The following is a 21,339-nucleotide window of genomic DNA, read 5'->3' on the forward strand; positions in this document are numbered from 1 at the left end:
GAATCCGCCCGCGCCGCCAAGGCGCGAGCCGTGCGGGTGGCGGATCCTTGCACTGCATGGCTACAGGCGATAGCAGCGCGCGGCGTTGTCGTGCCACAGCGCGCGCTGCTGTTCGGGCGGATAGATGGCGATGGCGGCGCGGAAGCCTGCCACGATGGTGTCGTAGCTTGCCACCAGGCTGTCCACCGGATAGTTGCTGGCGAACATGCAGCGTTGCGCGCCGAAGATGGCGATGGCGTCGCGGATCACCGGCACATTGTCGGCCTGCGTCCAGGGTTTTCCCGGCAATCCCAGGCCCGAGATCTTCACGGCGACATTGGGCTGCCCGGCCAGCTCGGCCATCGCGGCACGCCAGCCGGCCAGGCCGGCTTCAGTGCGGTCGGCCGGCAGCCCGGTATGGTTCAGGATCAGCTGCGTGCCCGGGAAATCCCGTGCCAGCGCAGCCGCCTGATCCAGGTCCCACCACGGCGCCTGCAGGTCGAAGGACATGCCATGCCGGGCCAGCAACGCATAGCCACGCCGCCAGCGCTCATCGTCCATCGAGCCCGGCACGCCGCGCCGCGCATCCTCGCGCCGCGCCGCGGTCACCGGCTTGTTGCGGATGCCGCGCATCATCGCGCAGGCGGCATGGCCTGCCAGCACTTCCTCGACATCGCCGCGGTCAAGCTGGGCATGGCCGACGATCACCGTTGGCCGTCCCGTCTGCGCGGCGAGCTGCGTCAGCCAGGCGGTCTCGTCGACGGGATTGGCGCGCGCCCATTCGGCTTCGACATGCACCGTCTTCACCGGCGCGCAGCCAGCCGTATCGCGGGCGAGATCCTCGGGAAGGTAGCTCCTGCGCAGCGCCGAATAGTCGCCATAGCGGAAGTTCGGCACCGTTTCGCCCTGCAGCCACGGGTACGGGTTGATCGCCAGGTTCCAGAAATGCTGGTGCGCGTCGATAAAGGGCTCGACGGACGCCGCGCCCGCCGCGGGTGTGTCGCGCATGGGCCTACTCCTTGACGCTGATGCGGCTAGCGAGCTGCTTGAACTGCGCCGACTCCTTCACCATGGCCGCCTGCAGCGTCACGTCATCGGCATAGGTATCGGTGCTGAAATGCAGCTTCTCCAGCGTCTGGCGCATCACCGGCTCCTGCACGGATTTCGCGATCGCCGTCTTCAGTACCGCGATCACCTCCGGCGGCGTGCCCTTCGGTGCCGAGATGCCGCGCCAGATCCCCATCGACAGGTCGATATTGCGCTCCTTCAGCGTGGGCACGTTCTCGAAGCCGCTGACCCGCTTGTCGGCCATCACCGCCAGCACCTTGAGCTTGCCCGCGGCGACATGCGTGAAGACCTCCGCCGTGCTGACCGTGACCGCGTCGATATGCCCGCCCAGCAGCGCGAGCGTGGCGGGAGCACCGCCGGCATAGGGGATATGGTTGAACTTCGCGCCGGTCTTGTCTGCCAGCGCGGCGGCTGCCATATGCCATGCGGAGCCCTGCCCGGCATTACCCACGCGGATATTGGCGTCCGGCTTGCGCGCATCGGCGACAAACTGCTCGATCGTGCTCCACGGCGCCTCGGCCCGGACCGCCACGGCGGCCGGGTCCGCGTTCAGGCGTGCGATGGGGACCAGGTCCTGGTAAGTGAACTTGGCCAGCCCGAGGTAGTTCAGGAAGGTCAGCTCGCTGGACGACAGCACCAGCTTGTAGCCGTCCGGCTTCGCGTGGACCACTTCGCCCAGGCCTACCGAGCCGGTAGCACCCGGCTTGTTGATGACGACGATCGGCTGCGGCAGGTGTTTCGCGGCCGCGGCGGACAGCGCGCGCGCTACCACGTCCGCCCCGCCGCCTGCCTGCCACGGCACGATCAGCTCGATGCGCCGGCTGGGGTAGGTTTCCGCACTCGCCGTGGCCGCGCCGCCCAACAGGGCCGGCAGCCCCAGCACCACGGCCACGGGCATCGCCCAGCGCCGCATCAGCGAACGTGAAATCGTCATGGTTGTCTCCTGTCTTTTATCGGTATAGATGATCGGTATGGATGATGGCCGCGGTGCGCTCAGGCGGCGCCGCGTTCCAGTTCCTGTGCGCGGGCCGGTGCGCCGAACGCCCCCTGCGCCCGCAGCCGCGTGACGGTGGCGGCGTCCAGGCCGAACTCCCCCAGCACTTCATCGGTATGCTGGCCCAGCAGCGGCGCCGGATAGCGCACCTGCTGCGGCGTGCCGCTCAGCTTGACCGGAAAGCCCAGCGCCTTGACCCGCCCTTCGACCGGGTGGTCGATCTCCAGCACCATGTCCCGCGCCACCGCCTGTTCGCTGGCCAGCGCTTCGTCGTAGGTGAAGATCGGCGCCGCCGGCACACCGGCCGCGAGCAGCGCATCGACCCACTGCGCCGCCGGCTTGCGCGCGAATTCTGCCTCAATTTCAGGGATCAGCGCGGCGCGGTTGCGGATGCGGGCGGCGTTGTCGGTAAAGCGCGGGTCGGCAAGCAGGTCGGGCCGCTCGATCACCTCGCACAGCGCGGCCCACAGCTTGGGATTGGCCGCGCCGATGACAAAATGCCGGTCGGCGGCCCGCACCGCCTGGTACGGCGCGCTCATGCGGTTGGCGCTGCCGATCGGCACCGGCACGTCGCCGGTGCCCCAGAACTCGGCCGACTCCCACACCGACAGCCCCAGCGCCGTCTCGAACAGCGATGCATCCACGTATTGCCCCTGCCCGGTATGCTCGCGCCCCATCAGCGCGCTGAGCACGCCATAGGCGGTGAACAGACCGGCCCCCAGGTCGGCGATCGGCACGCTGGCCTTGACCGGCGGCGCGTCCGGGTGGCCCATCACGCTCATCACGCCGGACATGGCCTGCGCGATCAGGTCCAGCCCCGGGCGCCGCGACCACGGCCCGGTCTGGCCGAAGCCGGAGATGCTGGCATAGACCAGGCGCGGGTTGATCTCGCGCAGCACCGCATAGTCGATCTTCAGGCGAGCGGCCACGCCCGGACGGTTGTTCTCCACCAGCACGTCGGCGCCGCGCACCAGTTCATAGAAGGCCTCGAGGCCGGCCGGGTTCTTCAGGTCGATCTCGACACTGCGCTTGTTGCGGTTCAGCGCCAGGAAGCCGCCGCTGTCGTCGCCCTTGAGCCGGAAGCCCATCGACTTGCGGGTCTGGTCGCCGGCGCCCGGCGCTTCGACCTTGATGACGTCGGCGCCCATGTCGCCCAGCAGCATGCAGCAGAACGGACCCGCCATGATCTGGCTGACGTCCAGGACCTTGATTTTCGATAACGGCAAATTCATGGATACCACCTGAGGTTGGAGCGGCCGCATGGAAATGGCGGCGCCGCGGTGCTTGGAGTGAAGGTGTTTTCAACGGCCCACGAACTGCGGCCGGGTCTTGTCGATGAAGGCGCGGTGGCCGATGCGGAAATCCTCGGTATCGAAGCAGGCATAGGACTCGGCATGCTCTTCCGGACGCAGCGGCGTGGGGTCGAGCAGCCTGCGCACGAACTGCTTGTGCCAGCGCGCCACCAGCGGCGCGCCGGCGGCAATGCGCCGTGCCGCCGCGTAGGCTTCGTCCGGCACGGCCTCGTCTGCCACCACGCGGTTGACCAGGCGCTTGTGCAGGGCCTCGTCGGCATCGAATACGCGGCCCTCCAGGACGATTTCCAGCGCGGTCGCCGGTCCCGCCAGCGCCACCAGCCCGCCGAGTTCGCCATACGACATCACCAGCCCGAGCCGGTTGACCGGCACGCCGAAGCGGCTCGACCTGCCGCAGATGCGCAGGTCGCACATCGACGCGATTTCCAGCCCGCCGCCGACGCAGGCGCCCTGGATCAGCGCGATGGTCGGGTGCCGGCATTCGGCGATGGCGCGCATGGTGGCGTTGGTGATCACGCCGTACTGCTGCGCCTGCGCGGCGTTGGCGCGCATGGTGTCGAACTCGGCGATGTCGGCGCCGGCGGCGAAGGCCTTGTCGCCGGCGCCGCGCAGCACCACGCAGCGCAGCGTGTCGTCGGCCGACAGGCCCTGGATGGCTTGAGTCAGGCCCTGCCACATGGACAGGTCCATGGCATTGAGCTTGTCCGGATTGTTCAGCGTGATGGTGGCGACCTGCGCGTCGCGCTCGATCAGGATGGGTTGTCTCATGGTTGTCGTTGGTGTGGAGGAGGCCCGTCGGGTGCGGGCGGTGGTCCGGAATCCGGCTGGTCTGCGCCAGTCTAGGGCCCGCGCCGCGCGCCGCAAAACGAGAAAATCTCAGCGCCGCTTCAAGAAAAACTAGGCGTCCGGTGCTGTGAGTTTTTCTTGGGGTTGCTTCAAGTAAATCCACGTTGTGACCCGCGCCCCTTGTTCCTAGACTTCGTCACCAATGCAGCCGGCCCGCCCCGCAGCGTCCGGCCCACCCCACACAGCATGGAGACAAGATGGCCCTGATCCACTACATCACCCAGATCCAGATCGACTTCGGCGCGATCGGGCTGCTGGCCCAGGAATGCGAACGCATCGGCATCACGCGCCCGCTGGTGGTCACCGACGCCGGCGTCAAGGCCGCCGGCATCGTGCAGCGCGTGCTGGAGCAGCTGCGCCCCGGCTGCGAGGCGGTGATCTACGACGGCACGCCGTCCAACCCGACCGAAGCCGCCATGCGCGAGGCCATGCGCCTCTATGGCGAGTACCGTTGCGACGGCATCATCGCGGTGGGCGGCGGCTCGCCGATCGACCTGGCCAAGGGAGTGGCGGTCTGCGCCACCCACGACGGCCCGCTGCGCCAGTTCGCCGCGATCGAGGGCGGCGTGGCGCGGATCACGGCGTCCACCGCACCGGTGATCGCGATCCCCACCACGGCCGGCACCGGCAGCGAAGTCGGCCGCGGCGCCGTGCTGATCCTCGACGACGGACGCAAGGTCGGCGTGCTGTCGCCCTACCTGGTGCCGCGCGTGGCGATCTGCGATCCGGAACTGACGCTGGGCCTGCCGCCGATGCTGACGGCGGCCACCGGCATGGATGCCATTGCGCATTGCCTGGAAACGTTCATGGCGCCGGCCTTCAACCCGCCCGCCGACGGCATCGCGCTCGATGGCCTGCGCCGCGCCTGGCTGCATATCGAGCGCGCGCGCCGCGATCCGCAGGACCGTGCCGCGCGCCTGGCCATGATGAGCGCATCGATGCAGGGCGCGCTCGCGTTCCAGAAGGGGCTGGGCTGCGTGCACAGCCTGAGCCATGCGCTGGGCGGGCTGATGCCGACGCTGCACCACGGCACCCTGAACGCCGTACTCCTGCCGGCGGTGATCCGCTTCAACGCCGACGCGCCGTCGATGCAGGCCGATGACAAGCTTGGGCGCATCGCGCAGGCCATGGGACTCCCCGATGCCAGCGCCGTCGCCCCGGCCATCACCGGCATGAACCGGCGCCTGGGCCTGCCCGCGGGCCTGCGCGAGATGGGCGTCGATGCGGCGCTGTTCCCGCGCGTCATCGACTACGCGCTGGCCGACCACTGCCACAAGACCAACCCGCGCGAGGCCAGCGCCCAGGACTACCTGGCGCTGCTGCAGGCGTCCTTGTAAGGCGCCGGCACTTCCCTACACCAACAACAACATCAGGAGACAACGCATGCGACGTCGCACATTGCTGTGCGCGGGCGCGGCCGCCTTGGCCACGCCGCTGGCAGCCTGGTCCCAGGCACTGCCGACCGGCCCGATCCGCATCATCGTGGGATTCCCGCCCGGCGGCGGCACCGACGTGATGGCGCGCGTGATCGCGCAGCAGCTCTCGGCGCTGTGGCGGGTGCCGGTCATCGTCGAGAACCGGCCAGGCGCCGCCGGCGTGGTCGCCGCCGAGTACACCGCGCGCCAGGCGCCGGACGGCACCACGCTGCTGATGACCAATATCAGCAACCATGCCATCGCACCCAGCCTGTACCCGAAGCTGGGCTACTCGGTGGAGAAGGACTTCACGCCGGTCATGCTGGTCGGCGTCACGCCCAACCTGCTGATCTGCCATACCGGCGGGCGCGCGCGCTCGGTGGCCGACGTGGTCGCGCTGTGCCGCAGCCAGCCGGGCAAGATCACCTTTGGCTCGTCCGGCGCCGGCGCGGCGCAGCACCTGGCGCTGGAGATGTTCAAGCTGCGCGCCGGCGTGGATGCGCTGCACGTGCCGTATCGCGGCTCGGCGCCGATGCTGACCGACCTGATCGGCGGCCAGATCGACTTCAGCTTCGAAACCATGACTTCCGCCACGCCGCAGATCCAGGGCGGCAAGGTGGTGGCGATCGCGCAGACGCGCACGCGCCGCGCGGCCAGTTATCCCAATGTGCCGACGCTGGCGGAATCGGGCTTTCCCGGCTTCGATGCCGGCACCTGGTACGGGCTGGTCGGCCCCGCCGGGCTGCCCGCGGCCATGGTCCAGCGCATGAACGCGGACCTGAACAAGGTGCTGGCGATGCCCGACGTGGCGGGCAAGCTCGCCGGCTTCGGTGCCGAGGACGGCGGCGGCAGCGCGGCGCGCTTCGCGCAGTTCATCGCCACGGAGCGCGCCAAGTGGGCGCGCGTGGTCAAGGACGCCAACGTGAAGGTGTGACATGACACGACGCATCTCGGTTGAGGAAACCCTGCCGCGCGACGCGGACCACGCCTTGCTGGTGGGACGCGCGTGGCTGCCCGGCCCGCGCGGGGGCCCCGTGACGGTAGTCGTGCGCGGCGCGGAATTGTTCGATATCACGGCCACCGCGCCCACGATTGCCGGCCTGCTGGCGCTGCCTGACTGCGCCGAACGCGTGCGGCAGGCCACCGGGCCTTCGCTGGGGCTGCTGCAGGACTGGCTCGACTCGACCTGCGCGCACGGGCCGGACCCGGAGCATCGCCACCTGCTGGCGCCGAACGACCTGCAGGTGGTCAAGGCCGCCGGCGTGACCTTTGCCGCCAGCCTGGTCGAGCGCGTGATCGAGGAGCGCGCGCGCGGCGACGCGGCCAGCGCCGCCGCGGTGCGCGAGAGCGTCAGCGCCATCATCGGCACGGGCCTTGCCGCCATTCGCCCGGGTTCGCCCGAAGCCATGCGCATCAAGGATGTGCTGGTCGCGCAGGGGTTGTGGTCGCAATACCTGGAAGTCGGCATCGGCCCGGACGCGGAGATCTTCACCAAGGCCGCGCCGCTGTCATCGGTGGGCACCGGCGTGGATGTGGGCCTGCATCCGGCATCGACCTGGAACAACCCCGAGCCGGAGGTGGTGCTGGCGGTCTCGCCGCGCGGCGAGATCGTCGGCGCGGCGCTGGGCAACGACGTCAACCTGCGCGACTTCGAAGGCCGCAGCGCACTGCTGCTGGGCAAGGCCAAGGACAACAACGCGTCCTGCGGCATCGGCCCGTGGATCCGGCTGTGCGATGCGCATTTCGGCATCGACGAGATCGCGCGGACCGAGATCGGGCTGACCATCGAAGGCGAGGATGGCTTCGTACTGCATGGCGCCAGCGCGATGACGCAGATCAGCCGTTCGCCGCAGGAACTGGTGGCGCATGCGATGGGCGCGCACCACCAATACCCCGACGGCATGATGCTGTTCTGCGGCACGCTGTTCGCGCCGGTGCAGGATCGCGACGCAGCTGGCGCCGGCTTTACCCATCACCCGGGCGACCGCGTCAGCATTTCGGCGGCGCACTTCGGCGGCCTGGTGAACTGGGTCCGCACCAGCGACGCGCTGCCGCCGTGGACCTTCGGCATCGGCGCGCTGATGGACAGCCTCGCCCGGCGTGGCCTGCTGCATCCGCCTCCCTGATCGCCTCCCGCCCCTGATCCGCCCCTGTATGGGGGCACCGAGAGCCCGGCGCACATCGACCAGGCCGCATCACAAAACCCAGGAGACACCATGAAACACGTTATCCCGCATATCGTGCTGGCAGCGCTATTGTCCGTTGCCGGCGTGGCACAGGCACACGCACAGACACCGGCACCGGTAAAGCTGCGCTTCGCCCATACCGTTCCGGAAACCGATTCGCAGCACCTGGCCGCACTCGCCTTCAGCAAGAAGGTCAGGGAGCGCACCCAGGGCGGCGTCGAGATCCAGGTCTTTGCCAACAGCCAGCTCGGCAACGACACCACCCTGGTCACCGGCGTGCGCAGCGGCACCATCGATATCGGCGCCACCGGCAATCCCTTTGTCACCGGCCTGGCGCCACGCCTGAACGTGCTCGACCTGCCCTACCAGTTCGAGGACGGCCCCTCGGCCTACAAGGTGCTGGACGGCCCGGTCGGCCGTTCATTGCTGGAAGAACTGGGCGCCCACCGCATCAAGGGCCTGGCCTTCTGGGAGATCGGCTTCCGCAGCCTGGGCAACAACAAGCGACCGGTCAGCAAGGCCGAGGACATCCGCGGCCTGAAGATCCGCACCACGCCCAACCCGTCGCATATCAAGGCCTTCCAGCTGCTGGGCGCGAGCCCGCAGCCGATGCCGTTCGCCGAGGTCTTCGGCGCGCTGGAATCCGGCGCGGTCGACGGCCAGGAGAATCCGCCCACGCTGATGGTCTCGGCCAAGATGTACGAGGTGCAGAAGTACGTGTCGATGACGCGCCACGCCTATACCGCGCTGGTGGTGCTGATGAACAAGGCGAAGTTCGACGGGCTCAGGCCCGAGTACCAGAAGGTGCTGCTGGAAGAGGCCGCTGCCGCCGCCACCTACCAGCGCAAGCTCAACGCCGACAACGAGGCTGCGGCTATCGCCACGCTGCGTGCCAGGGGCGTGCAGGTCAACGAGCATCCCGACAACGCCGGCATCCGCAAGGTGGTGCGCGAGGAGACGCGCCAGCTGTTCGTGCAGAAGAACGGCGACGCCGTGCTGCGCGCCATGGACGCCCAGCGCTAGGAGGCCGGCCATGTCCGCTTCGTCCACATTGCCAGCTGCCATCGTCGACGCCCACCACCACCTGTGGCGGCTCGGCCCGGCACGCTATCCCTGGCTGCAGGAGCGGTACGACGCCGCAGCGTTTTTTCTTGGCGACTACGCCGCGCTGCGGCAGGACTTCGATCCGGCCGACTACCTGCGCCAGTGGGACGGCCTGCCCCTGGCCGCCAGCGTCCACGTGGAAGCCGAGCGGCATGCCGACGAATCGGTGGCCGAGACCGCGTGGCTGCATCAGGTCCACGCGCGCCACGGCTTTCCCAATGCGGTAGTCGCGCATGCCGACTTCAACAGCGACACGCTGGCGGCACAGCTGCGCGCGCACCAGGCCTTCCCGCTGGTGCGGGGCGTGCGGTGCAAGCCGCGCACCAGCCAGTCAGCGGATGCCAGCGTGCGCGGCCAGCCCGGCACGCTGCAGGACCCGCGCTGGCTCTCCGGGCTGCAGCGGCTGGCCGGGCATGGCCTGGCGTGGGACCTGCGGGTGCCGTGGTGGCATCTGGAGGAAGCCGCCGAGGCGATCGCCGCGGTGCCGGGGCTTGCCGTGGTGGTGGAACACACCGGCCTGCCGTGGGACCGCACTGAAGCGGGCCTGTCCGGCTGGCGCCGCGGGCTGGCGGCGCTGGCCAGCCTGCCCGGGGTGCACCTGAAGCTGTCCGAGTTCGGCTTGCCGGGCGCGTCGTGGGATCGCGCCGGCAATATCGCCGTCATCCGCCAGGCGCTGGAGATCTTCGGCTGGCAGCGCTGCATGTTCGCCAGCAACCTGCCCGTGTCGGGGCTGCGCGCATCGCTGCATGAAATCGTCAATACCGTCGCCGCGGCGCTGGAAGGCCTGCCCGACGCCGCCGCGCAGGCGGTTTGGCACGACAACGTCATGCGCTTTTACCGGATCGGGGCAACCGCGCGACGCCTGCGCTGACCCCCGTCCACCCAGGAGTCCTCAATCATGAACCGAATTACGCTGCGCCTGATCCAGGGCGCGATGGTCGCCATGATGGCCGCCATGATCGTGCTGGTCTTTGGCAACGTGGTGCTGCGCTACGTCTTCAATTCCGGCATTGCCTTCTCCGAGGAAGCCTCGCGCTTCATCTTCATGTGGCTGACGCTGACCGGCGCCCTGCTGGTGATGCATGACAAGGCCCACCTGGGGATGTCCACCGTGGTATCGCGGCTGGGCGAGACCGGGCAGCGTGCCTGCCGCCTTCTCGCCGACGCGGGCGCGCTGGGCTGCTGCCTGCTGCTGGCCCATGGCGCCTGGCAGCTGGTGGCGATCGGCATGGACGACCGCGCACCCGTCACCGGCGTGCCGCTGGGCGTGGTCTATGCCTGCCTGCTGGTGTGCAGCGTCGGCATGGCGGCGATGCTGCTGCACGGGCTGTGGCGCCTCGCCAGCGGCCGCATGGCGCAGCATGAACTGGTGCCGCAGTCCGGCGCCTCCGGCGAATAAGCGCAAGGAGCCTGCCATGACCATCTTTGTCTTTGTCGGCTCGCTGCTGGGCGCAATGTCGCTCGGCATGCCCATCTGTTTTGCGCTGCTGGCTTCCGGGGTCGCGCTGATGCTGCACCTGGGTAACTTCGATACGCAGATCCTCGCGCAGAACATGCTCGAGGGCGTCAACAACTATCCGCTGATGGCGGTGCCGTTCTTCATGCTGGCGGGCGAGCTGATGAACGCCGGCGGCCTGTCGCGGCGCATCGTGCGCGTCGCCGACGCGGCGGTCGGGCACGTCCGTGGCGGGCTGGGCTACGTGGCGATCATCGCGGCGACGGTGGTGGCCAGCATCTCCGGCTCGGCCGTGGCCGATACCGCCGCGGTCGCCGCGCTGCTGATCCCGATGATGCGCAACGCCGGCTACAACGTGCCGCGCGCGGCGGGACTGATCGCGGCGGGTGGCATCATCGCGCCGGTGATCCCGCCGTCGATCGCCATCGTGGTGTTTGGCGTGGTCGCGCAGGTGTCGATCACCAAGCTGTTCCTCGCCGGCATCGCGCCGGGCGCGATGATGGCCCTGACCCTCGCCGTCACCTGGCACTTCTGTGCGCGCAAGGAAAAGCTCGCGCCCACCGAGCCCTTCAATGCCCGCCGCCTGGCCAGGGCCGCGCTCGACGGCATCTGGGCCCTGGTGCTGCCGGTGGTGATCATCGGCGGCATGAAGATCGGCGCGTTCACGCCGACCGAAGCGGCGGTGGTCGCCGTGGTCTACGCCATGGTGGTCGGCCGCTTCGTCTACGGCGAACTGAAGCTGCGCGCGCTGCCGGAACTGATCGTCACCGCGGCCAAGACCTCCGCCACGGTGCTGTTCCTGGTGGCCTGCGCGCTGGTGTCGGCATGGCTGATCACCATCGCCAATATCCCGGCGCAGGTGACCGACCTGCTCGAGCCCTTCATCGACAACAAGATCCTGCTGATGTTCGTCATCATGATCCTGGTGATCGTGGTGGGCACCGCGCTCGACCTGATGCCGACGGTGCTGATCATGACCCCGATCCTGATGCCGGTGATCACCAAGGCAGGCATCGACCCGGTGTATTTCGGCGTGATGTTCGTGCTCAACAACGCCATCGGCCTGCTGACGCCGCCGGTGGGCACGGTGCTCAACGTGGTGGCGGGCACTTCGCGCTGCAGCCTGGACAGCGTGATCGGCGGCGTCTGGCCGTTCCTGCTGAGCCTGACCGCGCTGATGTTCCTGTTCGTGCTGTTCCCGCAACTGATCCTGGTGCCGGCCGCATGGCTGCACTAAGGCCAGGCGCGCTCCATCTTTCTTCCTTGCAGGACACAAGATGCCATCCATCAACGAGATCGAGGACCTGCGCCGGCTCGCCCGGCAGCGGGTGCCGCGCATGTTCTATGAATACGCCGACTCCGGTTCGTGGACCGAGTCCACGTACCGCGCCAACCAGCGCGAGTTCGGCAACATCCTGCTGCGCCAGCGCGTGGCCGTGGATATCGGCGAGCGCCGCGTCGCCACACGCATGCTGGACCAGGACGTCGCCATGCCGGTGGCGATCGCCCCGACCGGGCTGGCCGGCATGCAGCACGCCGACGGCGAGATCCTGGCCGCCCGCGCCGCGCGCGATTTCGGCGTGCCGTTCACGCTGTCCACGGTCAGCATCTGTTCGATCGAAGACGTGGCCGAGGCCACCGGCGGGCATCCGTTCTGGTTCCAGCTCTATGTGATGCGCGACCGCGCCTTCGTCGAACGCCTGATGGACCGCGCCCGCGCCGCGGGCTGCCCGGCGCTGGTGCTGACGCTGGACCTGCCGGTCAGCGCGCAACGCCACAAGGACCTGCGCAACGGCCTGTCGGCGCCGCCGCGCCTGACGCCGTGGAACCTGCTCGACATGATGGGCAAGCCGCGCTGGTGCCTGGGCATGCTGGGCACGCGCCGCCGCAGCTTCGGCAACATCATCGGCCATGTGCAGGGCGTCGACGACATGACCTCGCTGGCCGACTGGTCGAGCCGCCAGTACGACCCGACGCTGGACTGGGACGACGTGGCGTGGATCCGCCGCCGCTGGCCCGGCAAGCTGGTGCTCAAGGGCATCCAGGATGTCGAGGATGCGCGGCTCGCGTGCCAGTCGGGCGCGGACGCGCTGATCGTGTCAAACCACGGCGGCCGGCAGCTCGACGGCGCGCCGGCATCGATCCGCGCCCTGCCCGCCATCGCGCAAGCCGTGGGCGAGCGCATCGAAGTCCATATGGACGGCGGCATCCGCTCCGGGCAGGACGTGCTGAAGGCGGTCGCGCTCGGCGCCCGGGGCGTCTATATCGGCCGGCCGATGCTGTATGGGCTGGGCGCCATGGGACAGGCCGGCGTGACGCGGGCGCTGGAGATCATCCGCAAGGAACTCGACCTGACCATGGCCTTCTGCGGCCACACCGACATCCGCTCGGTCGGCACGGACATCCTGCTGCCGCCGCATCCGCCCGCCTCGTAGTTTTCTTGCCGTAGCCACAAACCCAGACGCAATCAAACCAGACAGGAGACAACAGATGATGATCCTTCGCAAAACCCTGCGCGCCCGCCAGGCGCTCGCCACGTTTGCAGCAGCCACCGCCGTCGGCGCCGTCGCCCTGATGCCCGCGGCAGCCGCGGCGCAGCCCGCGCCATCCGCCGAATGCAAGGCGGCACTGGACGCCCGTGCCCAGAACCCCAACTACCCCCGCGACAGCGTGCCGCGCTACATCAAGACCCCCACCGGCTACCTGCTGGTGCTGCGCATGGGCGACAACGTGTTCGAGCAGATCGAAGCCTTTGCCATCTGCGAGAAGGTGCCCAGCGCGAGCCTGTCCGCGATCGGCTTCGCCAATGTCACGTTCGGCTTCTGGGATGCCGCGAAGAAGCAGTTCAACCCGCGCACCTTCCGCAACGTGGAGATGGCCAGCATCGTCGGCAGCCTGGCGTGGAAGGAAGGCAAGCCGTCGATCCATGCGCATGGCGTGGCCGGTGACAGCAGCTTCGACACGTACGGCGGCCATATCCTGTCGATGGAGGTCGGCACCGGATCACTGGAAGTGACGGTGACGGCCTATCCGCAACAACTGGAACGCGGCATCGACCCGAAGATCGGCGCGAACGTGCTGGGACTGCGCGATAGCCACTGACGGGCTGCGGGATTGGACGGTGGGACCGGTGGCGGCCGGTCCCACCCCGTATAATGTCCCCCCGTTTGAGCCCAACCCGCCCGTTAACATGCCGCAGTCTCCCGAATCCGCCCCGTTCCGCCCCCAACCGGACACCGGCGCCACGGATTCCACGTTGTCCGACCGCCCGGACAGCCCATGCATCGGCATCTGCTCCACGCTGTTCGACGAGATCTGCCAGGGCTGCGGGCGCACCGCGGCCGAGGTCAGCAACTGGGTTTTCTTCAGCGATGAGGAAAAGCAGGTGGTGTGGGAGCGCATCACGCGCGAGAGCACGGCCCGCCGCTTCCGGCAGGGCTGAAACGTACGGGGCGGCCGCGCTTCGCGACAAGCACTGCGCCGATCACGGCCGGCACACAGGCGGCACCGGCAATGCTGCCGTGCTCATAGTCCCGCCTGCTCCAGCCAGCGGGCAAACATCCGTTCGCCCGCCGCCGCCACCTTTGCGCCGACTTCCGCCGTTCGCGCACGGATGGTGCGCGGGTCGATGCCGGCCTTGCCGAGTTCGACGGTATGGCCGACCAGCCAGGCCTCGATGTCCGCCGGCATCACTTCGGGATGGAACTGCAGCGCCAGCACCTGGTTGCCGATGGCATACGCCTGGTTAGTTACCGCGGCGGTGGACGCCAGCAGTTCGGCGCCGGGCGGCAGGTCGAAGGTATCGCCGTGCCAGTGCAGCACTTCCCAGTTGGCCCCAACCAGTTCGCCAAGCGCCGAATCCCGTCCGGCCGGCGTCGGCACGATCGGCGCCCAGCCGATTTCGCGCGTGCCGGGATACACGCGCGCACCGGCGGCACGCGCAATCAGCTGCGCTCCCAGGCAAACCCCGATCATCTTGCCGCCGGCGGCCAGCCGCTGGCGGATCAGCGCGATTTCGCCTTCCAGCCACGGATAGGCGTCGGTCTCATAGACGCCGATCGGGCCGCCCAGGATCAGCAGCAGGTCGGCCGGGTCATCGACGATGGGGCGCAGGTCGTCGACGCCCGCCTGGAATGCCCGCAGCGCATGGCCGCGCGCGCGCAGCGCGTTGCCGATCACGCCCGCATGCTCGAACGCTAGGTGCTGGATTACATGGGTGGTGCGCGTGGCCATGGGCGGCTCCTGCCGATCGAAAAGGGCCCCCATGGTAGCGCCAATGGCTACGCCGCGAGAAATCCACGTCGCCTTACTGCCTGTCGGGGCGGCATCCCGGCACGGCATGCCGCCACCGTGCGCTAATTTGTCGCAGCCGGGACCAGTGTCAGGGCGCCGGCCTGCGCGGGTGCCAGGGGCATGGTCACGTACTCCACCGCCGCCCATTTGCCGGTCCAGTCGCGGTAGCGCGGCAGCAACGCGTTGCCGGACTGCCCGGTCGAATCCATGAAGCGCGATCCCGGCAGGTCGGCCAGGTCGTATAGCGCCCGCACGCTGGCGGCATGGGTATTCTCGAACGGCGCCTTCTCGTCGCGCAGGTTGTGGCGGCCGACATTGACGGTATACGTGTCGCCGCCGGTCGGCACGCGCAGGTTGAACAGCGGCGACAGGTACGCAACCTTGCCGAACGGCTTGTGCTCGGAGCGGGCCGTATGCGCTTCGCCCCAGCGCCAGCGTTTCGGGTCCTCGCCATAGCGGCGCGACAGGTCGGCCATCGCCTGGGTCCAGGCATCGGCAATCGCGTCGTTGCAGCTTTCCGCGGGGCCCGTATGCGGACGGTCGCACCAGAACGCCCCGAGCTTGCCGGGATCGCGCAGGATATTCATCATCGGCTGTTGCACGTTGCGCTGGTCCCACAGCCGGACAAAGATCGCTTCGCCGACCTTTTCCTCGAACAGCCGCCGCGACAGCTCGCGCAGCCATGCGGTGACCACCAGCGGCTCGGCGCGATCGGCGTCCATGGTGCCGTCCCACTTGCGCAGCGCATCGAGCAGCGCGCGCTCGCGCTCCGGCCGTGCGCCGTCGTGGCTGACCGGTGCGGCCAGCAGCAGCGGCAAGACGTCGCGCACCGCCAGCGACAGCACGTCTTTCTGGATCCCGGCGAAGGTGTCGAACGTGTGCCTGGGCGTGGCCGCCAGCAACGCCTGGATGCGGTCATGGCGGTACGGCACCGTCCATTCGCTGGTGATGAAGTAGGGGTAGTCCGGCGGCACGATGCGCTGGTTGGCGGTCACGATCACGCCTTCCGCCGGGTTGTAGCGCTGCGGCAGCGACTCGAACGGGATAAAGCCGGCCCAGTCATAGCGCGCATCCCAGCCCGGCGCGGGCGCCAGGCCCTTCAGGTCGTTGTCGGCGCGGCGCAGCGGCACCCGGCCCGGCGCGAAAAAGCCGATATTGCCGTCGACATCGGCGTAGACGATGTTCTGCTGCGGAGAATGGAAGTCGCGCAGCGCGGCGGTGAAGCTGGCCCAGTCGCGCGCCTCGTTCATCTTCATGCCGGCCTGGAAGGTGCGGTCGTCCGGACGCAGCGCGGTCCACTGGAACGCAACCACGTATTGCGCGCCAAGCGGCCCGGCCGCGGCGGACAGCGGCTCGGCCACGTCCGAGATGACCGGCCCGTGGCGCGTGCTGCGGACCTTCAGCGTCACGTCGGGCGCGCCCTTGACGCGGATGGTCTCGGTGCGGGTCTCGAAGGTGGCCCAGCCGTCCGGCGTCTGGTACTGGGTTTCGCTGCCGGGGCGCAGCCGTTCGATAAACAGGTCCTGCACGTCCGGCGCGGTATTGGTCAGGCCCCAGGCGATGCGGTCGTTGTGCCCGAGCACGACCACCGGGATGCCGGGCAGCGTGGCGCCGGCCACGTCGAGCCCCGGGGCGGTCATGCGGGCGAAGTACCACAGCGCCGGCGCCTGCAAGCCGAGGTGCGGATCGTTGGCCAGCATCGGCTTGCCTGATTGCGTGTGCGCGCCGGAGACCACCCAGTTGTTCGAGCCCATGCCCTCGACATAGCCCGGCGGCGCCTTGTCGCCGACGCTGGCCATGGCATTCGCCAGCGGCGCCAGTTGCTTGTACAGGTGGCCGTAGTCCATGGTGCGCACCGGCTGCTCGTCCGGGTACGGCGCCAGCAGCTCGCTGATGCGCGCCACCGGCAGCACCTGCGCCAGTCGCATGCGCAGCGTCTCCTGGTTCCAGTTGCCGCCCAGGTCCCAGGCCATCATGGTCTGCCAGCCGAGCGTATCGGCCGGCTCCCATTGCTCCGGCTGCGTGCGCAGCAACAGGAATTCAGGCGGCAGCGGTCCCTGCCGATGGTCGATCCACGCATTGACGCCGTCGGCGTACGCCTGCAGTGCCGCCCGCGTCTCCGGCGAGGCCTGCGCAAGGATCGCTTCGGCATTGCGCCTCACGCCCAGCGTGCGCAGGAACCTGTCGGTATCGAGCGCGGAGGGCCCCAGGATCTCGGCGAGCCGGCCGGCCACCACGCGCTTGTTCATCTGCATCTGCCACAGCCGGTCCTGCGCGTGGACATAGCCCAGCGCGAACCATGCGTCGGCCTTGCTGGCGGCACGGATCTGCGGCACGCCGTTGCCATCGCGCACCACCGTGACCTGGCCACGCAGGCCGGGCAGCGCGACCGTGCCGGATGCGGGCGGCTGGGCCGCCTGGCGATACCAGATGAAGGCCCCCGCCGTGCCGGCTAGCGCCAGCACCAGCAGCCATCCCACAAGCCTGGCCAGACGACCGAACCAGCGCATCGTTGCTCCCCTCTTATCGTTATCGTTGCGTGACCCCGGCGGCAATGCAAAAAATGCCCGGACCGGCCGGGCATTTTCCCATGTCGCGCAGGCCTCAGGCCGGCTTCCTCAACTGCAGGGCCTTGTATTCGAGGAATTCCTCCAGCCCGTACTTGCCGGCTTCGCGCCCGTTGCCGGACTGCTTGTAGCCGCCGAACGGAGCGGCCATGTTGAACGGCCCGCCGTTGATGTCGACCTGGCCGGTGCGGATGCGCCGCGCCACGCGGATCGCACGCGCCTCGTCGCCGGACCAGACGCCGCCGCCCAGCCCATAGATGCTGTCGTTGGCAATGCGGACCGCGTCTTCCTCGGTGTCGTAGCAGATGATCGTCAGCACGGGCCCGAAGATCTCCTCCTGCGCCACGGTGGCACGCGGCTCGACATTGCCGAGCACGGTCGGCTTGACGAAGAAGCCCTGGTCCAGCCCTTCCGGCGCCTCGGGGCCGCCGGCCACCAGTTCGGCGCCCTCTTCCAGCCCGCGGCGGATATAGCCGGTGACGCGCTCCTTCTGCACGGCGGAGATCAGCGGTCCGAGCCTGGTGGTTTCCTGCAGCGGATCGCCCACGGTAAAGCCGGCCACCACCTTCTGCGCGATCGCTTTCACTTCGTCGTAGCGGGCGCGCGGTACCAGCATGCGGGTATGCGCCGAGCAGGTCTGGCCGGAGTTGAGGAAGCAGGCGCTGATCGTGCCCTTGACCGCCGCCGGCAGGTCGGCATCGTCCAGCACCACCGAGGCAGACTTGCCGCCCAGCTCCAGCGCAACGCGCTTGACCGTCTGCGACGCCAGCTCCGACACGCGCTTGCCGGCGCGGGTCGAACCGGTGAACGACACCATGTCGACCTCCGGATGGCTCGCCAGCACCTCGCCCACCACCGGGCCAAACCCCGTCACCAGGTTGAACACACCCGGCGGCAGGCCCGCGGCCTCGATCACCTCGGCCAGCACGAAGGCGTTCAGCGGCGCCACTTCCGACGGCTTGAGCACCACCGTGCAGCCCGCGGCCAGCGCCGGCGCAACCTTCAGCGTGATCTGGTTGAGCGGGTAGTTCCACGGCGTGATCGCCGCCACCACGCCCACCGGCTCGCGCACCACCAGCGAATTGCCGACTTCTTCCTCGAAGGGGAAGGTATCGAGCAGCTTGGCGGCCTGCCCCCAGTTGTAGACCGGGCCGCCCACCTGGATCGCGCGCGCCAGCTTGATCGGCATGCCGACTTCGCCGGCGATCATCTGGGCCAGTTCTTCGCTGCGCGCCTTCAGCCCTTCGGCGATTTTGGCGATATAGCCAGCGCGCACCGACGCGGGCGTCGACGCCCAGCCGTCAAAGGCAGCGCGCGCGGCCTGGATGGCGGCTTCCGCGTCGCGCGGCGAGCCTTCGGGGATGGTCCCCATCACCGCTTCGGTGCTGGAATGAATGACGTCGATGGTGCCGGTACCGTGGGGCACGACCCACTTGCCGTTGATAAAGAGTTTGTCTCGTTGTTGCATGGCCACAGTTCTCGGTTGGTGCTGAGTTTGACGGATGAGCAACCGCAATTTTTTGTTACTTTTATGGTGCACGCACATTGTAGAGCGGTTTGGAGACTATGTTTCCAGCCCTGGCAGCCCCCGCACCGGGCGCTTCTCATCAAATGGCGATAATCGGCCGCACCCGGATACGGGATGCTCGCACGGACGGCCGGCATAACAAGGGAGCGAGACACATGGTCGATCCGATCTACCGCAAGACGGATGCGGGACAGGACGAGATCAGGACGCGCGCGCGCAAGCTGGACCACAAGCTGCGCGCGCTGCTGTTAATGGTCAACGGTGAGCGCCGCGGGCAGGACCTGCTGGCGCAGATGGCAGGCATGGGGGTCGGGCCCGATGCCCTCGACATGCTGGCCGCCCAGGGGCTGGTCGAGCCAGTGCATGAGGCGGCACCGGCGCTAGCGGCTGCGGCTGCCGCGCCGGATGCCCCGGCACGCACTTCGGCCGCGGCGGCGGATACCAACCTGTTTTCGGTGTACGCCATGCGGCACGGGCCGGCGGCAACGCCCGACGCGGCACAGACGACCCATCCGACGCACTCTGCCGCCGAGATCGACGCGTTCCAGCGCCTCTACCACTTCTATACCGACGTCATCGGCCAGCACCTGGGCCTGCGCGGCTACATGCTGCAGGTAAAGGTGGAAAAAGCGCAGGACCTGCCCGCGCTGCTGACCCTGCGCGAGCCGCTGCACGCGGCGATGCTCAGGGCCAAAGGCGAAATCACGGCGCATGCGATCCTGCGTGAGCTGGACTCCATCGCACAGGACCTCCCGGCAGTGGCCGGATAAGCGGCGATCCCCGCGCCAGACAGCAAAAAGGCCGCCTCGGAAGGCGGCCCTTTTTCATCGGCATGAGGCAAACTCAGCCGTCGATCCCCTGCGACTGCAGGTACTCGTCATACGTGCCCAGGTAGTCGGTCAGCGTGCCGTCGGTGCGCACTTCGATCACGCGCGTCGCCAGGCCGCTCACGAACTCGCGGTCGTGCGACACGAAGATCAGCGTGCCCTGGAACTTGTCCAGCGCGATCTGCATCGACTCGATCGACTCCATGTCCATGTGGTTGGTCGGCTCGTCCAGCGCCAGCACGTTATGGCGGCCCAGCATCAGCTTGCCCCAGATCATGCGGCCCTTCTCGCCGCCGGACAGCACCTTGACGTTCTTCTTGATGTCGTCGGCAGAGAACAGCAGCCGGCCCAGCGTGCCGCGCAGCGAGGTTTCGTCATCGCCGGCCTGCGTCCACTGGCTCATCCAGTCCATCACGTCGCGATCCGCCGGGAATTCCTCGTACGTGTCCTGCGGCATGTAGCCGACATTGGCGTTCTCGGCCCACTTGACCGAGCCGCGATCCACCTCGACGCCACGCTGCACGCCGGTCTGCACCGCGCCATTGAGCAGGCTGCGCAGCAGCGTGGTCTTGCCCGCACCGTTTTCGCCGATGATCGCCACGCGCTCGCCGGCCTGGATCGCCATCGACAGGCTGTCGATGATCTTGCGGTCGTAGCTCTTGGTGACGTTCTCCACCTCGACCGCCAGGTTGTGCAGCTTCTTCTCGAACTCGAAGCGGATGAACGGGTTCTGGCGCGACGACGGCTTGATGTCCTCGACCTTGATCTTCTCGATCTGCTTGGCCCGCGAGGTGGCCTGGCGTGCCTTGGACTTGTTGGCCGAGAAGCGGCGCACGAAGTCCTGCAGTTCGGAGATGCGCTCCTTGGCGCGCGCGTTGGCGGCCATCTGGCGCTCGCGGGCCTGCATCGACGCTTCCATGTAGTCGTCGTAGTTGCCCGGGTAGACCTTGAGCGTGCCGTAGTCCATGTCGGCCATGTGCGTGCAGACCGAGTTCAGGAAGTGGCGATCGTGCGAGATGATGATCATGGTGGAGTTGCGCTCGTTGAGCACGGTCTCCAGCCAGCGGATCGTGTTGATGTCCAGGTTGTTGGTCGGTTCGTCCAGCAGCAGCACGTCCGGGTTCGAGAACAGTGCCTGCGCCAACAGCACGCGCAGCTTCCAGCCCGGTGCGACGTCGCTCATCGGGCCCTGGTGCTGCGCGGTGGGGATGCCCACGCCCAGCAGCAGTTCGCCGGCGCGCGCCTCGGCGGTGTAGCCGTCGTACTCGGCGTACTTGGCTTCCAGCTCGGCGGCCTTCATGTAGTCTTCGTCGGTCGCTTCCGGGTTGGCGTAGATGGCGTCGCGCTCCTGCGCGGCGGCCCACATCTCGGTGTGGCCCATCATCACCACGTCCAGCACGCGCATGTCTTCATAGGCGAACTGGTCCTGGCGCAGCTTGCCCAGGCGGATGCCGGGCTCCAGCATGACGTTGCCCGACGACGGCTCGAGGTCGCCGCCCAGGATCTTCATGAAGGTGGACTTGCCGCAGCCGTTCGCGCCGATCAGGCCGTAGCGGTTGCCCTCGCCGAACTTGACCGAGATATTCTCGAACAACGGCTTGGGGCCGAACTGCATGGTGATGTTTGCGGTAGAAAGCACGTCTGGAACCTTGTCTGGAGAATGTGGCGCCGCGGCACTGGCCGCGTTGCGCAGGTTGTTGCACCGGGGTGCACCCCATGCCGTTCAGGGGCCGGCCCTGCCGGCAGGCATCGCGCCGTCCGGA

The 21,339-nt window shown here is 68.4% G+C and carries 19 protein-coding genes; 11 read left to right on the plus strand and 8 right to left on the minus strand.

Features of this window, described 5'->3' with window-relative positions:
- Window positions 1-60: 60 nt before the first annotated feature.
- The 4 genes from AC5WJ1_RS08380 to AC5WJ1_RS08395 form a co-directional block, all read right to left on the minus strand.
- Window positions 61-987 carry an amidohydrolase family protein gene (locus AC5WJ1_RS08380; RefSeq protein WP_135705286.1) on the minus strand — a complete coding sequence of 309 codons (927 nt, stop codon included), beginning with the start codon at window positions 985-987 and terminating at the stop codon, window positions 61-63.
- Window positions 988-991: 4 nt separating this feature from the next.
- Window positions 992-1,981 (minus strand): Bug family tripartite tricarboxylate transporter substrate binding protein, encoded by a 990-nt coding sequence (locus AC5WJ1_RS08385; protein ID WP_135705287.1) that lies wholly within the window; start codon window positions 1,979-1,981, stop codon window positions 992-994.
- A 59-nt stretch (window positions 1,982-2,040) separates the two neighbouring features.
- Window positions 2,041-3,273, minus strand: coding sequence for a CaiB/BaiF CoA transferase family protein (locus AC5WJ1_RS08390; protein WP_133096191.1), 1,233 nt, complete (start codon window positions 3,271-3,273; stop codon window positions 2,041-2,043).
- Between the two features lie 69 nt (window positions 3,274-3,342).
- On the minus strand, window positions 3,343-4,122 hold the full coding sequence (locus AC5WJ1_RS08395) for an enoyl-CoA hydratase-related protein (RefSeq protein WP_133096192.1): 780 nt from the start codon (window positions 4,120-4,122) through the stop codon (window positions 3,343-3,345).
- A 275-nt stretch (window positions 4,123-4,397) separates the two neighbouring features.
- Between AC5WJ1_RS08395 and gbd the strand changes: the two genes are divergently transcribed.
- From gbd to AC5WJ1_RS08445, 10 genes are all read left to right on the plus strand, one after another.
- Entirely contained in the window at window positions 4,398-5,537 is a 1,140-nt protein-coding gene (gene gbd / locus AC5WJ1_RS08400) for a 4-hydroxybutyrate dehydrogenase (protein ID WP_135705289.1), read from the plus strand.
- Window positions 5,538-5,583: 46 nt separating this feature from the next.
- Entirely contained in the window at window positions 5,584-6,549 is a 966-nt protein-coding gene (locus AC5WJ1_RS08405; RefSeq protein WP_195427671.1) for a Bug family tripartite tricarboxylate transporter substrate binding protein, read from the plus strand.
- A 1-nt stretch (window position 6,550) separates the two neighbouring features.
- The gene (locus AC5WJ1_RS08410; RefSeq protein ID WP_135705291.1) at window positions 6,551-7,741 is read left to right on the plus strand and encodes a fumarylacetoacetate hydrolase family protein; all 1,191 of its coding nucleotides are present in this window, start codon (window positions 6,551-6,553) and stop codon (window positions 7,739-7,741) included.
- 90 nt (window positions 7,742-7,831) lie between these two features.
- Entirely contained in the window at window positions 7,832-8,824 is a 993-nt protein-coding gene (locus AC5WJ1_RS08415) for a DctP family TRAP transporter solute-binding subunit (RefSeq protein WP_133096196.1), read from the plus strand.
- 10 nt (window positions 8,825-8,834) lie between these two features.
- Window positions 8,835-9,776 (plus strand): amidohydrolase family protein, encoded by a 942-nt coding sequence (locus AC5WJ1_RS08420; protein WP_494476521.1) that lies wholly within the window; start codon window positions 8,835-8,837, stop codon window positions 9,774-9,776.
- Window positions 9,777-9,803: 27 nt separating this feature from the next.
- Window positions 9,804-10,304, plus strand: coding sequence for a TRAP transporter small permease (locus AC5WJ1_RS08425; RefSeq protein WP_116312639.1), 501 nt, complete (start codon window positions 9,804-9,806; stop codon window positions 10,302-10,304).
- Window positions 10,305-10,320: 16 nt separating this feature from the next.
- Window positions 10,321-11,598, plus strand: coding sequence for a TRAP transporter large permease (locus AC5WJ1_RS08430; RefSeq protein ID WP_135705293.1), 1,278 nt, complete (start codon window positions 10,321-10,323; stop codon window positions 11,596-11,598).
- Between the two features lie 40 nt (window positions 11,599-11,638).
- Window positions 11,639-12,796 carry an alpha-hydroxy acid oxidase gene (locus AC5WJ1_RS08435; protein WP_494476016.1) on the plus strand — a complete coding sequence of 386 codons (1,158 nt, stop codon included), beginning with the start codon at window positions 11,639-11,641 and terminating at the stop codon, window positions 12,794-12,796.
- A 55-nt stretch (window positions 12,797-12,851) separates the two neighbouring features.
- Entirely contained in the window at window positions 12,852-13,463 is a 612-nt protein-coding gene (locus AC5WJ1_RS08440) for a PPC domain-containing DNA-binding protein (protein WP_135705295.1), read from the plus strand.
- A gap of 88 nt (window positions 13,464-13,551) precedes the next feature.
- A complete protein-coding gene (locus tag AC5WJ1_RS08445; protein WP_255519699.1) occupies window positions 13,552-13,803 on the plus strand; it encodes a DUF1289 domain-containing protein in 252 nt (83 codons plus the stop codon).
- A gap of 83 nt (window positions 13,804-13,886) precedes the next feature.
- Here AC5WJ1_RS08445 and AC5WJ1_RS08450 read toward each other — a convergent pair whose 3' ends face one another.
- The 3 genes from AC5WJ1_RS08450 to AC5WJ1_RS08460 all read right to left on the minus strand — a co-directional run bounded on the left by AC5WJ1_RS08450 (window position 13,887) and on the right by AC5WJ1_RS08460 (window position 18,689).
- Window positions 13,887-14,594, minus strand: coding sequence for a glutamine amidotransferase (locus AC5WJ1_RS08450; RefSeq protein ID WP_133096201.1), 708 nt, complete (start codon window positions 14,592-14,594; stop codon window positions 13,887-13,889).
- Window positions 14,595-14,716: 122 nt separating this feature from the next.
- Window positions 14,717-17,164: a penicillin acylase family protein gene (locus AC5WJ1_RS08455; protein WP_135705298.1), complete on the minus strand. Its 2,448-nt coding sequence runs from the start codon at window positions 17,162-17,164 to the stop codon at window positions 14,717-14,719.
- 94 nt (window positions 17,165-17,258) lie between these two features.
- Window positions 17,259-18,689 (minus strand): aldehyde dehydrogenase family protein, encoded by a 1,431-nt coding sequence (locus tag AC5WJ1_RS08460; RefSeq protein ID WP_494476017.1) that lies wholly within the window; start codon window positions 18,687-18,689, stop codon window positions 17,259-17,261.
- A gap of 215 nt (window positions 18,690-18,904) precedes the next feature.
- Between AC5WJ1_RS08460 and AC5WJ1_RS08465 the strand changes: the two genes are divergently transcribed.
- Window positions 18,905-19,519: a hypothetical protein gene (locus tag AC5WJ1_RS08465; RefSeq protein ID WP_494476018.1), complete on the plus strand. Its 615-nt coding sequence runs from the start codon at window positions 18,905-18,907 to the stop codon at window positions 19,517-19,519.
- Window positions 19,520-19,592: 73 nt separating this feature from the next.
- On the opposite strand, the gene AC5WJ1_RS08470 is transcribed toward AC5WJ1_RS08465, so the two are convergent.
- Window positions 19,593-21,215: an ABC-F family ATPase gene (locus AC5WJ1_RS08470; RefSeq protein ID WP_133096205.1), complete on the minus strand. Its 1,623-nt coding sequence runs from the start codon at window positions 21,213-21,215 to the stop codon at window positions 19,593-19,595.
- Window positions 21,216-21,339: the final 124 nt, after the last annotated feature.

The sequence above is a fragment of the Cupriavidus sp. MEYA8 genome, from assembly GCF_059278825.1.

What these genes read in the sequence shown, in the direction of transcription:
- AC5WJ1_RS08420 (WP_494476521.1), top strand. Translation starts at nt 8,835, where the DNA reads ATGTCCGCTTCGTCCACATTGCCAGCTGCCATCGTCGACGCCCACCAC.
- AC5WJ1_RS08380 (WP_135705286.1), bottom strand. Translation starts at nt 987, where the DNA reads ATGCGCGACACACCCGCGGCGGGCGCGGCGTCCGTCGAGCCCTTTATC.
- AC5WJ1_RS08450 (WP_133096201.1), bottom strand. Translation starts at nt 14,594, where the DNA reads ATGGCCACGCGCACCACCCATGTAATCCAGCACCTAGCGTTCGAGCAT.
- AC5WJ1_RS08445 (WP_255519699.1), top strand. Translation starts at nt 13,552, where the DNA reads ATGCCGCAGTCTCCCGAATCCGCCCCGTTCCGCCCCCAACCGGACACC.
- AC5WJ1_RS08405 (WP_195427671.1), top strand. Translation starts at nt 5,584, where the DNA reads ATGCGACGTCGCACATTGCTGTGCGCGGGCGCGGCCGCCTTGGCCACG.
- AC5WJ1_RS08465 (WP_494476018.1), top strand. Translation starts at nt 18,905, where the DNA reads ATGGTCGATCCGATCTACCGCAAGACGGATGCGGGACAGGACGAGATC.
- AC5WJ1_RS08460 (WP_494476017.1), bottom strand. Translation starts at nt 18,689, where the DNA reads ATGCAACAACGAGACAAACTCTTTATCAACGGCAAGTGGGTCGTGCCC.
- AC5WJ1_RS08395 (WP_133096192.1), bottom strand. Translation starts at nt 4,122, where the DNA reads ATGAGACAACCCATCCTGATCGAGCGCGACGCGCAGGTCGCCACCATC.
- AC5WJ1_RS08435 (WP_494476016.1), top strand. Translation starts at nt 11,639, where the DNA reads ATGCCATCCATCAACGAGATCGAGGACCTGCGCCGGCTCGCCCGGCAG.
- AC5WJ1_RS08410 (WP_135705291.1), top strand. Translation starts at nt 6,551, where the DNA reads ATGACACGACGCATCTCGGTTGAGGAAACCCTGCCGCGCGACGCGGAC.
- AC5WJ1_RS08455 (WP_135705298.1), bottom strand. Translation starts at nt 17,164, where the DNA reads ATGCGCTGGTTCGGTCGTCTGGCCAGGCTTGTGGGATGGCTGCTGGTG.
- AC5WJ1_RS08390 (WP_133096191.1), bottom strand. Translation starts at nt 3,273, where the DNA reads ATGAATTTGCCGTTATCGAAAATCAAGGTCCTGGACGTCAGCCAGATC.
- AC5WJ1_RS08430 (WP_135705293.1), top strand. Translation starts at nt 10,321, where the DNA reads ATGACCATCTTTGTCTTTGTCGGCTCGCTGCTGGGCGCAATGTCGCTC.
- AC5WJ1_RS08425 (WP_116312639.1), top strand. Translation starts at nt 9,804, where the DNA reads ATGAACCGAATTACGCTGCGCCTGATCCAGGGCGCGATGGTCGCCATG.
- AC5WJ1_RS08415 (WP_133096196.1), top strand. Translation starts at nt 7,832, where the DNA reads ATGAAACACGTTATCCCGCATATCGTGCTGGCAGCGCTATTGTCCGTT.
- AC5WJ1_RS08385 (WP_135705287.1), bottom strand. Translation starts at nt 1,981, where the DNA reads ATGACGATTTCACGTTCGCTGATGCGGCGCTGGGCGATGCCCGTGGCC.
- AC5WJ1_RS08440 (WP_135705295.1), top strand. Translation starts at nt 12,852, where the DNA reads ATGATGATCCTTCGCAAAACCCTGCGCGCCCGCCAGGCGCTCGCCACG.
- gbd (WP_135705289.1), top strand. Translation starts at nt 4,398, where the DNA reads ATGGCCCTGATCCACTACATCACCCAGATCCAGATCGACTTCGGCGCG.